We start from the raw sequence: 13327 nt of genomic DNA, 5'->3' as shown, positions 1-13327 counted from the left end.
CACGCCGATATGACCTTCCCGACTGATCCTGATCTGTCAGTGTGTCAGGACATACGTTTCGTGATAAGCGTGAAAAAGTGAATGATACCGTTCGGTTCTGGCGAAAGGTCAGCGAAGTGTGGGATCTGCACCGGTTGCGCCTGCTACGGGAACTGCAGTTGCGCGGCACGATCACCGCCGTTGCCGAGACGCTCAGTTATGCCCCGTCCTCGGTCTCCCAGCAGCTGGCGCGCCTGGAGCGCGAGGTCGGTGTGCCGTTGCTGGAGCAGGACGGACGGCGGGTACGGCTGACCCCGGCCGGCACCCGGGTGGCCCGCTACGCCGCTCAGGTGATCGAACTGCAGGAAGGCGTGCAGAGCGAACTGGCACCGGAGCGTCCGGTGCCCGAGACGATCCGGCTGGCCACACTGGAGACGGCGGCGCGGGCGCTGGTTCCCTACGCCCTCACCACCCTGGAGAAGCAGGCTGCACACCTGCGGATCGAGGCGTCGGTGGTGCCTCCGGAGTTCGGCCTCTCCGAACTGCCCACCCGCGGGTTCGACCTGGCCATGGCCGAGCAGTACCCCGGCTACACCCGTGCGCACCACGATCAACTGCACCGGGAACTCCTGGGCACCGACACGATGCGCCTGGTGGTGCCCGGGCGCAGCGGCATCCAGTCGTTGAGCGAGGCCCGGAACGTGCCCTGGGTGGTCGAGCCGAAGGGGACCGCGGCCAAGGACTGGGTCGTCCAGCAGTGCCGGGCCGCCGGGTTCGAGCCCGACATCCGGTACTACTCCGCCGACCTGAGCGTGCACATCCACCTGATCCGGGCGGGGCACGCGGTGAGCCTGCTCCCGGACCTGATCTGGACGACGCAGCCGCGCGGGGTGCGCCGGATCAGCCTGCCCGGCCCCTTCTACCGGGAGCTGTTCACCTCGGTGCGCCGGGCCGCGGTGAACCGCCCGGCGATCGTGACCGTACGCGCGGCGTTGCGCGGTGCGCTCGAGGCGGTTCAGCGCACACCCCCGGGTGGAGCCGGGTGAGCAGCCGTCAGTCCACGACGGCGGCGATGGCCTCGATCTCCACGAGTTGGTCGTCGTAGCCCAGCACCGTGACCCCCATCAGGGTGGAGGGCACGTCATGGTTGCCGAACGCATCGCGCACCACCTCCCAGGCCGCCACCAGATCGGCCTGGTCAGCCGAGGCCACCAGGACCCGGGTGCTGATCACGTCGGTGATCGAGGCCCCGGCATCGGCCAGCGCGCGGTTCATGGTCGCCACGCACGCGGCGGCCTGGCCGGCGTGATCGCCAACCGCGACGGTGCCGCCGCCGGCGTCCAACGGGCACGCGCCGGCCAGGAAGATCAATCGGGCATCTTTCGGTGCGGTGGCAGCATAGGCGTACTCGGCGACGTCGGACAGTGTGGCCGAGCGAATCAGTTCAACGGCGGAGGGCATATCGGCGACCCTGGCACGCAGGGGCCGGCGCCGTAAAGACGATTACGGAGCCCCCTCCGGCCCGGTCCGGCACCAGCCGCCCTCGCACACCCCGCTGTCGCGCCGGCATCCGGCGGGTTAGGCTGGCATCGCCGCCGGCACCCCGCCGGTGTACCGGTGGCTGAGTCCTCGACATGGTGAGCCGAAGGAGGAGACATGAGCACCGTCCCCGGTGAGCAGTCCTGGCAGGATGCCGGGCTGGTCGATCCCGATGCCCACGAACCGGTCAGCCTGGCCGATGAGACGTCCGCTCCGTCCCCGGAGTCCGGTGAGGACTACCGTCCCCGCACCGCACGACCGGATCTGGAGGGGCGGGCCAGCGAGGCCGATGTGGCGGACACCGCGGCAGCCGTCCCGGCCCAGGACCTGGACGACGACGACGGCTGAGGCCGCCGGGGCCGGGCCTACGGGCTGATCGCGAGGATCCGGCGTTGGTCGTCCACGATCCGGTACGGACCGGACCCCGCGGCAAGGCGCTCGGCGGAACCGGCCAGTCGCCGGCGTCGTCCCTCGGCATCGACGAGCACGGCACCCGCGGCACCCAGGGCGAGCAGCTCGCCCTCGACGCGCACCAGCAACGGGCTGTGCAGCGGGTCGGGCTTGGCGTCGGGGCGCACCCCGACACTGATCGCGGTGCGCCCGGCGGCCACTCCGGCCAGGATCGCCTCGGGCGAATCGTCCTGCGCCGCCACCCACGTGGTGGGCGTGCCCACGGTGAAGCCCTGACCGGGCCGGTGGAAGTCACTGCCGCCCAACGGCACCACCGAGGCACCGCCGGCGGCCTCGCGCCAGCGTTGCCAGATCGCCCATGGGCCGGTGGCGCTCAGGTCCCGGAACCAGCCGATGTGCCACACCTCCAGCGCGCGGGGGGCGCGGTCGAGCGGGTGTATCCAGGCGCAGTCGCCCGCCAGGGGGTGGTTGATGCTCAGCACCCCGCCGCCGCGCTGGACCGCCTCGGCCCAGTTCCTGGCTGGGGCGCGGAAGTCCACCCAGCCGACATCCCCCAGGGCGTTGGCGTGCCCGTCTGCGGTGGTGACCTCCTGGCCGGGAATGAGGGTGATGCCGTGCCGGGCTCCGGGGCCGGCAAGGTGGGCGTGGTGACTGATGGTGTTGTGGTCGGTCACGGCCAGGAAGTCGAGTCCGGCCGCGGCGGCCCGGGCGGCGAGCTCATCGATGCTCTCGACGCCGTCGGAGTGGGTGGTGTGGGCATGGAAGTCCCCGGCATACCAGCGCAGCCCCGGCTCCGCGGGTACCTGCCGGTCCGAACCCCGCACCCGCTGAGTGGCCACCGGCGCCAGCGGCTCGTCCGGGACGGTCACCGATGGCACCACCTCGGCGCGCACCCGCACCCCCACCCCGGCGGCCGGGATCTGATGCAGCCCCAGGATCACCTCCCAGGTGCCGCCCTCCAGTTCCCCGGGGACGTACCCGGGGGTGGCGCCATTCGGCCCGATCCAGAACTCCCGTCGCGCCCCGCCGGACCAGCCACGCCAGCCGTGGGAGCCGGCACAACCCAGGTCGATCACGGCCGCCGAATCGTCATAGTCCAACTCGACGTGCAGACCCCCCGCACCGGCCGGCACCTCCACCGGTACCGCGCGGTAGCGGTCGGCGATCTGGTCATCGATGGTCAGGTGGCGGCTGTCAATCATGCGCGGCGGGCATCCAAGCGTGCGTGGCGGGGGCCCGGCTGATGCTAATACACCCGCGCCCCCGGTGCCTGGAGCGCCCGGCTGCGGGCCATGCCACACGGGCCCGGACGTTCGCGCGCGTGCGCCACGAAGGTCACCACCGGCACGGCTAGAGTGACCGACGTGCACCTGAAGACGTTGACGCTGCGTGGGTTCAAGTCCTTCGCCTCGGCGACCACGTTGCACTTCGAGCCCGGGATCACCTGCGTGGTCGGCCCGAACGGGTCCGGGAAGTCCAACGTGGTCGATGCGCTGGCCTGGGTGATGGGGGAGCAGGGCGCGAAGTCCTTGCGCGGTGGGGCGATGGCCGATGTGATCTTCGCCGGCACCTCCAAGCGTCCGCCGTTGGGCCGGGCCGAGGTGTCCCTGACGATCGACAACTCCGACGGTGTGCTGCCGATCGAGTACTCGGAGGTGACGATCTCGCGCACCCTGTTCTCCGTGGCGCCTCGGAGTACGCGATCAACAACACCCCCTGCCGATTGCTGGATATCCAGGACCTGCTCTCCGACACCGGTATGGGCCGGGAGATGCACGTGATCGTGGGACAGGGGCGGTTGGACTCGGTACTGCAGGCCGGACCGGAGGAACGCCGGCACTTCATCGAGGAGGCGGCCGGCATCCTCAAGCACCGCAAGCGCAAGGAACGCGCCCTGCGCAAACTCGACACCATGTCGGCGAACCTGGCCCGGGTCAGCGACCTGTCGGCGGAGATCCGGCGGCAGCTGGGGCCACTGGCCAAGCAGGCCGATGTGGCGCGCCGGGCCCAGGTGGTGCAGGTGGATCTGCGCGACGCCCGCGCCCGGCTGCTGGCCGACGATCTGGTCCAGCTCTCCTCGGCGCTCGCGGCGGAGATCGCGGACGAGACGGCGCTGCGCACCGAGCGGGAGCAGGTCGAGCAGGCACAGCAGGACCGACGACGGCGGCTGGCTCACTTGGAGGCGGAGGCCGCCGCAGCCGCACCCCGGCTGAGTGAGACCACCGAGACCTGGTACCGGCTGTCCGGTCTGCGCGAGCGGCTCCGAGGCACCGCCACGCTGGCGGCCGAGCGCACCCGGCTGCTGGGATCGGCGGCGGCGCCGCAGGAGGGTCAGGATCCCGACGACCTTGAGGCCCAGGCCCAGCGCACCCGGGAGGCCGAAGCCGAACTGACCGCGGAGCGGGAGCAGGCCCAGCAGGGTCTGGCCGATGCGCAGGCCGCGCGAAAGGAGGCCGAGGAGGCCGCCGCCACGGCGGAGCGGGAACTGGCCGGTGTGCACCGGGGCGTGGCCGATCGGCGCGAGGGGCTGGCCCGGCTGACCGGGCAGGTCGGCGCCCGGCGGAGCCGCCTGGAGGGGATCGAGTCCGAACTGGCGCGCCTGCGTGAGGACCTGCGCTCGGCTGAAGCCCGCCAGGAGGAGGCCCGCTCCGGTTACGTCGAGCTGGAGCAGACCGTGGTCGGGGCCCAGGAGGGTGAGGTCGGACTGGATGCCGCCCATGAGGCGGCCCTGGAGACCCAGGAGGCGGCACAGGCGAAGGTCGTCGAACTGACCGAGGCCGAACGTGAGGCGGAGTCGGCCAGGTCCACCTGGGCCGCCCGGCGGGACGCACTGGACCTGTCGATGGACCGTAAGGACGGCACCGGGACGCTGCTCGGTGCGGACGGGCCCGCCGGGTTGCTGGGCTCGCTGGCCGATCTGATCACCGTGGCCAGCGGGTACGAGAACGCGATCGCGGCTGCCTTGGGGCCCTTGGCCGATGCCGCCGCGGTGGAGTCGGTGGCCGCCGGGGTGGACGCGGTCCGGCTGGTGCGCAGCAATGACTCCGGCCAGGCACGCCTGGTGGTGGCCGGCGGACCCGGTGACGGCGAGCCCGCGGTCGCAGCGGCGCCCGCCGGGAAGTGGGCCAACGATCTGGTCTCCGCCGACGAGACGCTGGGACCCACTATCGCCCGGCTACTCGCCGGTGTGGTGGTGGTGGAGGATCTGGCCCAGGCCCGCCGGGTGGTCGGTGCCCATGACGTCATGGCGGTCACCCTGGATGGTGATGTGGTGGCGCGCACCCAGATCCGGGGCGGCTCACCCGGGGGCCCTTCGGTGCTGGAACTGCACGCTGCGCGTGACGAGGCCGAGCAGAACCTGCAGGAAGCGGTGGGACGGGCGGAGCAGGTCCGGTTCGCCCTGGGTCCGGCACGCGAGGAGGTGCAGACCGCGCAGGAGCGGGTCGACGCCACCCTGGCCGACCTGCACGAGTCCGACGCCCAGTTGGCGGCCGTGGCCGAGAAACTCGGGCAGTTCCAGGCCGCCATGCGCGCGGCCGGCGCCGAAGCCGATCGGATCCGGCCGGCGATCGAGACGGCCGAACTCACCAAGGAGCAGGTGGGCGCCGAACTGGCCGAACTCGCCGAGCGGCTCGAGCGGGCGCAAGCCGAACCGGAGGAGCAGGCGACCGATCTGGAGGGTGCGACCGCACAGCGCGATCGCACCGCCGAGGCCGCGACGCAAGCACGCGGCCTGGAGACCGAGGCGCGCCTTGCCCTGCGCACCGTCGAGGAACGCGTCCGCGCCGTCACCGCCCGAGCCGAGTCCCTGGAGGGAGCCGCGGCTGCGGAACGGCACGCCCGTGAGGTGGCCCGGGAGCGGGCGCGGCGTCGTGCGGTGCAGGCAGCGATCGCCACCGAGGTGCACGCGGCCGCCGAGACGGCGCTGCAGCACCTGGAGCACTCCCTGTCCCTGGCCGCCGAGCGCCGTGAGCAGGCAGAGGCCGCTCGGGAAGAGCGGGAGCAGGCCCTTCGGGCTGTGCGCGAAGAGCTGGAGCAACTCAGCGCACGGCACAGCGAGCTGACCGATGTGGTACATCGCGACGAGGTGGCCCGCGCCCAGCAGAAGTTGCGGATCGAACAGCTCGAGCAACGTGCGGTGGAGGAACTGGGCCTGGACCCTCAGGTACTGGCATCCGAGTACGGGCCGGACCAGTTGGTACCACCGGTCCCTGCACCGGGTACGGCGGCCGCCGACGGCGAGCATGCCGACGCCGAGGAGCCGCGCCCCTATGTGCGGGCCGAGCAGGAGAAGCGGTACAAGGCCGCCCAGCGGGCCCTCAGCCTGTTGGGCAAGGTGAACCCGCTGGCCCTGGAGGAGCACGCCGCGTTGGAGGAGCGTCACCAGTTCCTGGCCGAGCAGCTCGCCGACCTGAAGAAGTCCAAGGCCGACCTGATGCAGATCGTCGCCCAGATCGACGAACGGGTGGAGCACGTCTTCACCGCTGCCTACCACGACACCGCCGTGCAGTTCGAGCAGGTCTTCGCCCGGCTCTTCCCCGGCGGCAAGGGTGCGTTGGTGCTGACCGATCCGGACGACATGCTCACCACCGGCATCGAGGTGCAGGCCCAGCCCCCGGGCAAGAAGATCAACCGGCTCTCACTGCTCTCGGGCGGGGAACGGTCGCTGACCGCAGTGGCGCTGCTGATCGCGATCTTCAAGGCCCGGCCGAGTCCGTTCTACGTGATGGACGAGGTCGAAGCCGCCCTGGACGATGTGAACCTTGGCCGGCTGCTGGAGATCTTCACCGAACTCCGCCAGGACTCCCAGTTGATCGTGGTCACCCACCAGAAGCGGACCATGGAGGTCGGCGACGCACTCTACGGGGTGACGATGCGCGGGGACGGAGTGACCCAGGTGATCTCCCAGCGGCTGCGCGAGGAGCAGTAGGCCCGGGTCACGGTGTGCTGCTCGTCACGGCAATACGCTCGCGACACGCTGCCCCACACGTCCCCGGATGGGCGACGCGGTGTGATAATCGACAGCGTGTGGGAAGTAGTCGCCGTCGTCGTGCTCAGCACGTTCATCGCCACCCTGGTGGCGGTGGTGCTCTTGCGCGCACACGCACCGGACGGCGGATACCGGGCCTGGGTCGCCGAGGCGTTCACGGCCGTGCGCAACACCGGCGGACCCGGCTGGGTCATGTGTCGGAGGATGAAGGCGAGGAACTCCTGGTCCAGGACCTCGCCGCGCTGGCCGAGCAGGGCAACGGGTACGAGGAGGCTCCGGACCTGCGTGAAATGCTGCGCCGCCACCGCGGCCGGGACTGATCCCGGCTGCGCCCACGCTCGGGGGTGACCGCTCCGACCCACGCCCCGGGGCCCGGCGGCACCGACGCGTCCCCCTGCGCTGCGGTTGGCCGGTAGTGGCTTCGGTGGTCCACACTGGATCTCGTGATCGAGAACATCTGGTTGTATCTGCTCCTCGGCCTGCTCGCCCTCGTGGTGCTGGGCCTGTCCCTGGTGGCGGTGGGCCGCCGCCGTGGCGGTGCCCCGACCGCACCTGAGGGCGAGCAGGAGGCGCCACCGGCGCGACCGCCCGAGGCTGAACCGGAGGACGCTGAGCCCACGGGCGGCGGCACCGACGTCGATAGCGCACCCCCGACCGCGACCGGGACGGTCGAGCCCGAAGCGACGGTGACCGAACCTGCCCAACCGGTGCTGGACCGGCCGGAGGCGGCCGGAAGCCGGATGGCCCGGTTGCGCAGCCGGCTCGCGCGCTCCGGAACCCTGGGCTCCACCTTGTTGAACCTGTTGTCCAAGGACTCCCTGACCGAGGCCGACTGGGAGGAGATCGAGGAGACGCTGCTCCTGGCCGACGTCGGTGCCGGACCCACCGATGACCTGATGGCGGCGCTGCGCACCCGGGCTCGGGTCGATGCGGCCCAGGAACCCGAGCAGGTTCGAGCCATTCTGCGCGCCGAACTGCTGAACATCGTGGACCCGGAGATGGACCGGAGCCTGAGTATCGACGCCGGCCTAGGAGACGACGGTGAACCCCACCCGGCCACGATCCTGGTGGTGGGCGTCAACGGCACCGGGAAGACCACCACGATCGGTAAACTCGCCCGGCTGCTCGTCGCCGAGGACCGAGACGTCTATCTCGGCGCCGCCGACACCTTCCGGGCCGCCGCCGCCGAGCAGCTGAGCACCTGGGGAGATCGCGTGGGCGTGCCGGTGATCCGCTCGGACCGCGAGGGAGCCGATCCTGCCTCGGTCGCCTTTGACGCGGTGCGCGCCGGCCGCGAGGCGGGGGCCGATGTGGTCATGATCGACACCGCCGGCAGGTTGCAGAACAAGTCCGGACTGATGGACGAACTCGGCAAGATCAAGCGGGTGGTCTCCCGATCGGCTCCGGTGGCCGAGGTACTGCTGGTCCTGGACGCCACCACCGGCCAGAACGGGATGCGACAGGCGCAGGTGTTCGCCGAGGTGGTCGACGTCACCGGCATCGTGCTGACCAAGCTGGATGGCACCGCCAAGGGCGGCATCGTGGTCGCGGTACAGCGTGAACTGGGAGTTCCGGTCAAACTGGTCGGTCTGGGAGAGGGGCCGGACGATCTGGCGCCCTTCGATGCCGAGGAGTTCGTGGATGCGCTCCTGACCTGAGCCGGATCCAGCATAGTCGAGCACCATTCTTGCCGCCCATGGCAGCCAAGTCCAGCCCATTCGAAGATATATAGAAAGTAAATTCAAAGTCTTGACAACACCATAAGTTTCCCTCGACGATTTAGCGCGGACCAGCCGCCCGGGCTGGCGTTGGGAGAGAAGCGAATGGAACCGTTCATCGATACCGGTATCAGCGCCTGGATGCTCGTCTCGGCATCCTTGGTACTGCTGATGACCCCCGGCTTGTCACTGTTCTACGGCGGTATGGCCCGCTCCAAGTCCGTGTTGAACATGATGATGATGTGCTTCGGCGCGATGGCCGTGATCGGGGTCATCTACGTCCTGTGGGGATGGTCGATGTCCTACGGCGCCTCCCTCGGTGGCGTCGTGGGCAACCCGTTGGACCAGTTCGGCCTGGGGGGCAGTTTCGCCGAACTCACGGTGGTCAATGAGGAGACCGGCCAGGCGATTCCGACGCTTGTCGACGTGGGATTCCAGGTCACCTTCGCGATGATCACCACCGCACTGATCGCCGGATCGATCGCCGACCGCGTCAAGTTCGGAACCTGGCTGGTGTTCGCCGGCCTGTGGGTCACCTTGGCCTACTTCCCCATGGCCCACATGGTCTGGGGCGGCGGCCTGCTCTCCGAGGATGGTCCGTTCGCGAGCATCGCCGAACCGATCGACTTCGCCGGAGGCACCGTGGTGCACATCAACGCCGGCGTGGCCGGACTGGTGCTCGCGCTCATCATCGGCGTGCGCCGGGGTTTCAAGACCGAGGTGATCCGGCCACACAACCTGCCCTTCGTGATGCTGGGTGCTGCGCTGCTGTGGTTCGGCTGGTTCGGTTTCAACGCCGGCTCTGCCTATGGAACCAACGGTGAGGCGGGTCTGGCCTGGGTGAACACCACCGTGGCTACCGCCGCGGCGGTCTGCGGCTGGATGGTGGTGGACAAGATCCGGCAGGGCAAGCCGACCGCCCTGGGTGTCGCATCGGCCATCGTCGCGGGTCTGGTCGCGATCACCCCCGCAGCCGGGTCGCTGAGCCCGGTCGGGGCGATCGTGCTGGGCCTTGCCGCCGGCACCGCGTGTGCGCTGGCCGTCGGCCTGAAGTACGCGCTGGGCTACGACGATTCACTCGACGTGGTCGGTGTCCACCTTGTCGGCGGGCTCATTGGAACACTGATGATCGGGTTCCTGGCGACCGACGGTGGCATCTTCTACGGCGGTGGGCCCAGCCTGCTCCTCGTCCAGGCCCTGGTGGTGCTCGTTGCGATCGTGTTCTCAGGGGTCGTCACGGCGGTCATCGGCCTCACTCTCAAGGCCACCATGGGATGGCGGGTACCCGAGGAGGGGGAGCTCTCCGGAATCGACCTGCTCGAACACGCCGAGAGCGCGTACGAGGGAATCGTCCCGACGAACTAACCGCCCGAGCCGGAGACGGCCCCGGCATCGGCGGAGGTGGGCTCCGTGCCACGCAGGCGCGGAGCCCCCTCCGGCGTTATGGCCGACGTCTGCGGCGCGCCGAGGCGCGAATGGCCGTCAATCCCGCGAAACGCGGACCTGCGTGGCGTCCTCCCCGAAGCCCGGGTCCTGATCCACGACGTCCACGTCCTCGGCGACCCTGGTGACGTCGAGGAGGAAGAGTACCGACTCGGGCGGGCAGATCATCCGCGGCCGGTGCCCGAGCTGGCTGCTCAGCCTCGCGATCCCGGACAGCGCCGAGGAGTCCATGAATCTGATGTTGCGGGCATCGATATCCACTGGGAGTCCCAGGGAGAGCAACTCACCGATGGCTTCCGCCAGTTCGGCCTCGACGGCGATGTCGATTTCACCGGCGAGCACAAGACGGGAGCGGTTCGATGACGTCAGCACGGCGACCGAACCGGGTTCGCCGGCCGATGGCAGGACTTTCCCCGTGGCTGTCATAATGGCCTCGTGTCTTCTCGTGGTCCTCATGGTACGCATTCAGCCGGAGTTTACAGTGTAAATGCGAAAGTGGCTACGACCACGCATCGGGAACTTCCCCGAGCGGACGGTCCCGGGGGCGGGTTGCCATTCCCGCTGGGCGCGGAGAGCGTCGGTGACCAGGGGAGTGCGGGCACCAAACCTCTCGGCAGGACGGGGTCTGCCCCGGATGCCACAATGGGCCCTCACGCCCAGGGCTGATCAAGGAGTTGTCATGGCCGATACGGATGCCGAGCGCGCGGACGATGGCGCCCCGGCCGGCGCCATGGGCTCCACAGCAACTGACGGCGGTCCCGAGGACCACGGCTCCGGTTCGGACGCGCGCGGGGGCCTGACGCGTGCCCAGATCATCGAGACCGCCATCGCCCTGGTCGACGCCGAGGGGGTCGGTGCGCTCAGCATGCGGCGCCTGGGTGCGGAGATCGGCGTGGAGGCGATGGCCCTGTACCGCTACGTCGACGGCAGGGAGGACCTGCTCGACGCGATGGTCGACGAGGTGTCGGGCATGGTGGAGTCGGCCGCCAGCGCCGACGTCGATTCCGCGGGAGGGTGGCGGGCGTACCTGTGGCGGCTGGCGCACCAGATGCGCGACCTGGCCCTGCGTCATCCGAACCTGTTCCCACTCGTCGCCACCCGGCACCCGGCCGCGCCCTGGCTGCGTCCGCCGCTGCGCAATCTGGAGGTGGTCGAGGAGTTCCTCTCCACCCTGCTCGGGGCGGGGTTCGACGAGGATCAGGTGGCGGTGGTCTACCGCACCTTCGCCAGTTTCCTGCTCGGCCACCTGCTCCTGACCGCCGCACAGGAAGCCCGGCAGAATCAGGGGCCGGAGCCTTCGGCGCCGGGACCGGATGCGCAGGCGTTGACCGACTATCCCACCATCGCCTCGATCGCCACCCTGCTCAGCGCGCCGCGCAACGACGCCGAGGAGTTCGCCGAGGCGCTGGAGAACCTGCTCGAGGGCGTCGCGGAAGTGGCCGGCGAGCCCCGCTCCTGACCAAGGGCGCCGGGCGGGCTGTGCCGACCGAGCCCGGTGGGCACCAGCGGCGCCTCGCTCAGAGGAGTGGGCCGGCGCGTTATCCTGACCAGAGCCCGCTCCCACAGGTCAACCGAGGAAGTGCCAGTGTTCGCCAGTCTCTCCGATCGGCTCAGCGCCACGTTCAAGTCCCTGCGTGGCAAGGGCCGGCTGTCCGAGTCCGATATCGAGACCACCGTGGCCCAGATCCGGCGCGCGTTGCTCGACGCGGATGTGGCGGTCCCGGCGGTCCGTGCCTTCACCGCCGCTGTGCGGGAACAGGCCGGGGGCGTCGAGGTCTCCGAGGCACTCAACCCGGCGCAGCAGATCGTCAAGATCGTGCACGCCGAACTCGTGGAGATACTGGGCGGTGAGTCGCGCGAACTGAGCCTGGCCAAGCACCCGCCCACGGTGATCATGCTCGCCGGTCTGCAAGGTGCGGGAAAGACCACGCTCGCCGGGAAACTCGGCCGGTGGCTGCGCGAACAGGGTCACACCCCACTCCTGGTGGCCTCGGACCTGCAGCGTCCGAACGCGGTGAACCAGTTGCAGATCGGGGGTGGCCAGGCCGGCGTGCCGGTCTGGGCCCCCGAGCCGGGCAACGGCGTCGGTGACCCGGTTGAGGTGGCGCGCTCCGGCGTCGCCCGGGCCCGGGACAAGCACCACGACGTGGTCATCGTCGACACCGCCGGACGCCTCGGTGTGGACACCGAGATGATGGGCCAGGCCGCCGATATCCGCGATGCGGTGCAGCCCGACGAGACCCTGTTCGTGGTCGATGCGATGATCGGGCAGGACGCGGTCACCACCGCCCAGGCGTTCGCCGAAGGGGTCGGCTTCACCGGTGTGGTGCTCGCCAAACTCGACGGCGACACCCGCGGTGGTGCTGCGCTGTCGATCCGCACCGTCACCGGCAAGCCGGTGCTGTTTGCCTCCACCGGCGAGAAACTCACCGACTTCGAGCGCTTCCACCCCGACCGGATGGCCTCCCGCATTCTGGACATGGGTGACGTCCTCACGCTGATCGAGCAGGCCGAGAAGGCCTTCGACGAGCGCCAGGCCGCCGAGATCGCTGAGAAGCTCTCCGGCGACGGTGACTTCACCCTCGACGACTTCCTCAGCCAGATGCAGCAGATGAAGCAGTTGGGCTCGATGAAGAAGATGCTCGGCATGCTGCCCGGGATGGGCCAGATGCGCGAGCAACTGGAGAATTTCGATGAGCGCGACGTGGTTCACGTCGAGGCGATCGTCCAGTCGATGACTCCGGCCGAGCGCGCCAACCCCAAGATCCTCAATGGTTCGCGCCGTTCCCGCATCGCTCGCGGTTCGGGCACCACCGTCACCGAGGTGAACCAGATGGTGGAGCGGTTCGACCAGGCCAAGACGATGATGCGTTCGATGGCCCGCAGCGGGGGACGTGGCGGCCCCGGAGGGCTACCCGGGATGGGTGGGATGCCCGGAATGGGCGGGATGCCCGGTGCGGGAAAGAAGTCCAAGGGCCGCATGCAGCCCCCCCCGAAGAACCGCAAGAAGGGCAAGTCGGGCAATCCGGCCAAGCGTGCCCGGCAGGAACGCGAGGCGGCCGAGCGCGCCGCAAAGGCCAAGTCCGGCTCCTCCTTCGGGGTGGGGGCCACGACCGATGAGGTCGATCCCGACTCGCTGAGTCTGCCGCCGGGGTTCGAGAAGTTCCTGGGCCGCTGATGGCTGTGCCGTACGCCGGAGCGGACCGGTCCTGCCCTTCGGCACCTGCACCGGCCGGGTTCGGTGCGG

The 13327-nt window shown here is 70.0% G+C and carries 12 protein-coding genes; 9 read left to right on the top strand and 3 right to left on the bottom strand.

Annotation, left to right across the window (positions count from 1 at the left end):
- Nucleotides 1-77 precede the first annotated feature (77 nt).
- Nucleotides 78-1025, top strand: a complete 948-nt coding sequence (locus ACRRRO_RS21115) for a LysR family transcriptional regulator (protein WP_424797297.1) — start codon at nt 78-80, stop codon at nt 1023-1025.
- A gap of 7 nt (nt 1026-1032) precedes the next feature.
- Here the strand turns inward: ACRRRO_RS21115 and ACRRRO_RS21110 are convergent, their stop codons facing one another.
- Nucleotides 1033-1440, bottom strand: coding sequence for a RidA family protein (locus tag ACRRRO_RS21110; RefSeq protein ID WP_424797296.1), 408 nt, complete (start codon nt 1438-1440; stop codon nt 1033-1035).
- Nucleotides 1441-1635: 195 nt separating this feature from the next.
- On the opposite strand from ACRRRO_RS21110, the gene ACRRRO_RS21105 reads away from it, so the two are divergent.
- The gene (locus tag ACRRRO_RS21105; RefSeq protein WP_424797295.1) at nt 1636-1866 is read left to right on the top strand and encodes a hypothetical protein; all 231 of its coding nucleotides are present in this window, start codon (nt 1636-1638) and stop codon (nt 1864-1866) included.
- A 17-nt stretch (nt 1867-1883) separates the two neighbouring features.
- On the opposite strand, the gene ACRRRO_RS21100 is transcribed toward ACRRRO_RS21105, so the two are convergent.
- Nucleotides 1884-3131, bottom strand: coding sequence for a CehA/McbA family metallohydrolase (locus ACRRRO_RS21100; RefSeq protein ID WP_424797294.1), 1248 nt, complete (start codon nt 3129-3131; stop codon nt 1884-1886).
- 162 nt (nt 3132-3293) lie between these two features.
- Here ACRRRO_RS21100 and ACRRRO_RS21095 point away from each other — a divergent pair, with 162 nt between their 5' ends.
- The 5 genes from ACRRRO_RS21095 to ACRRRO_RS21075 all read left to right on the top strand — a co-directional run bounded on the left by ACRRRO_RS21095 (nt 3294) and on the right by ACRRRO_RS21075 (nt 10002).
- On the top strand, nt 3294-3710 hold the full coding sequence (locus ACRRRO_RS21095; RefSeq protein WP_434080808.1) for an AAA family ATPase: 417 nt from the start codon (nt 3294-3296) through the stop codon (nt 3708-3710).
- Nucleotides 3653-6859, top strand: a complete 3207-nt coding sequence (smc, locus tag ACRRRO_RS21090; RefSeq protein WP_434080807.1) for a chromosome segregation protein SMC — start codon at nt 3653-3655, stop codon at nt 6857-6859. The genes ACRRRO_RS21095 and smc overlap by 58 nt, the downstream gene beginning before the upstream one ends.
- A 254-nt stretch (nt 6860-7113) precedes the next feature.
- On the top strand, nt 7114-7239 hold the full coding sequence (locus ACRRRO_RS21085; RefSeq protein ID WP_434080806.1) for a hypothetical protein: 126 nt from the start codon (nt 7114-7116) through the stop codon (nt 7237-7239).
- A 123-nt stretch (nt 7240-7362) separates the two neighbouring features.
- Nucleotides 7363-8577 (top strand): signal recognition particle-docking protein FtsY, encoded by a 1215-nt coding sequence (gene ftsY, locus ACRRRO_RS21080; protein WP_424797291.1) that lies wholly within the window; start codon nt 7363-7365, stop codon nt 8575-8577.
- 165 nt (nt 8578-8742) lie between these two features.
- Nucleotides 8743-10002 carry an ammonium transporter gene (locus ACRRRO_RS21075; RefSeq protein WP_424797290.1) on the top strand — a complete coding sequence of 420 codons (1260 nt, stop codon included), beginning with the start codon at nt 8743-8745 and terminating at the stop codon, nt 10000-10002.
- Between the two features lie 117 nt (nt 10003-10119).
- Here ACRRRO_RS21075 and ACRRRO_RS21070 read toward each other — a convergent pair whose 3' ends face one another.
- Complete coding sequence (locus tag ACRRRO_RS21070) at nt 10120-10506, bottom strand: STAS domain-containing protein (RefSeq protein WP_424797289.1); 387 nt, start codon at nt 10504-10506, stop codon at nt 10120-10122.
- A 253-nt stretch (nt 10507-10759) separates the two neighbouring features.
- Between ACRRRO_RS21070 and ACRRRO_RS21065 the strand changes: the two genes are divergently transcribed.
- On the top strand, nt 10760-11539 hold the full coding sequence (locus ACRRRO_RS21065) for a TetR/AcrR family transcriptional regulator (protein ID WP_424797288.1): 780 nt from the start codon (nt 10760-10762) through the stop codon (nt 11537-11539).
- 126 nt (nt 11540-11665) lie between these two features.
- On the top strand, nt 11666-13258 hold the full coding sequence (ffh, locus tag ACRRRO_RS21060; RefSeq protein WP_434080805.1) for a signal recognition particle protein: 1593 nt from the start codon (nt 11666-11668) through the stop codon (nt 13256-13258).
- Nucleotides 13259-13327 lie beyond the last annotated feature (69 nt).

Origin of the sequence: Sanguibacter sp. Z1732 (genome assembly GCF_051020515.1) — a bacterium.
In the GTDB taxonomy this organism is placed as follows: Bacteria; Actinomycetota; Actinomycetes; order Actinomycetales; family Beutenbergiaceae; genus CALKWS01.
The sequence above is the reverse complement of the archived record's forward strand: the minus strand, read 5'-3'. Positions and strand labels throughout refer to the sequence as shown.

Excerpts from the sequence above, each read along its gene's own strand:
- ACRRRO_RS21065 (WP_424797288.1), top strand. The coding sequence starts at position 10,760 with ATGGCCGATACGGATGCCGAGCGCGCGGACGATGGCGCCCCGGCCGGC.
- ACRRRO_RS21070 (WP_424797289.1), bottom strand. The coding sequence starts at position 10,506 with ATGACAGCCACGGGGAAAGTCCTGCCATCGGCCGGCGAACCCGGTTCG.
- ACRRRO_RS21105 (WP_424797295.1), top strand. The coding sequence starts at position 1,636 with ATGAGCACCGTCCCCGGTGAGCAGTCCTGGCAGGATGCCGGGCTGGTC.
- ACRRRO_RS21110 (WP_424797296.1), bottom strand. The coding sequence starts at position 1,440 with ATGCCCTCCGCCGTTGAACTGATTCGCTCGGCCACACTGTCCGACGTC.
- ACRRRO_RS21075 (WP_424797290.1), top strand. The coding sequence starts at position 8,743 with ATGGAACCGTTCATCGATACCGGTATCAGCGCCTGGATGCTCGTCTCG.
- ACRRRO_RS21100 (WP_424797294.1), bottom strand. The coding sequence starts at position 3,131 with ATGATTGACAGCCGCCACCTGACCATCGATGACCAGATCGCCGACCGC.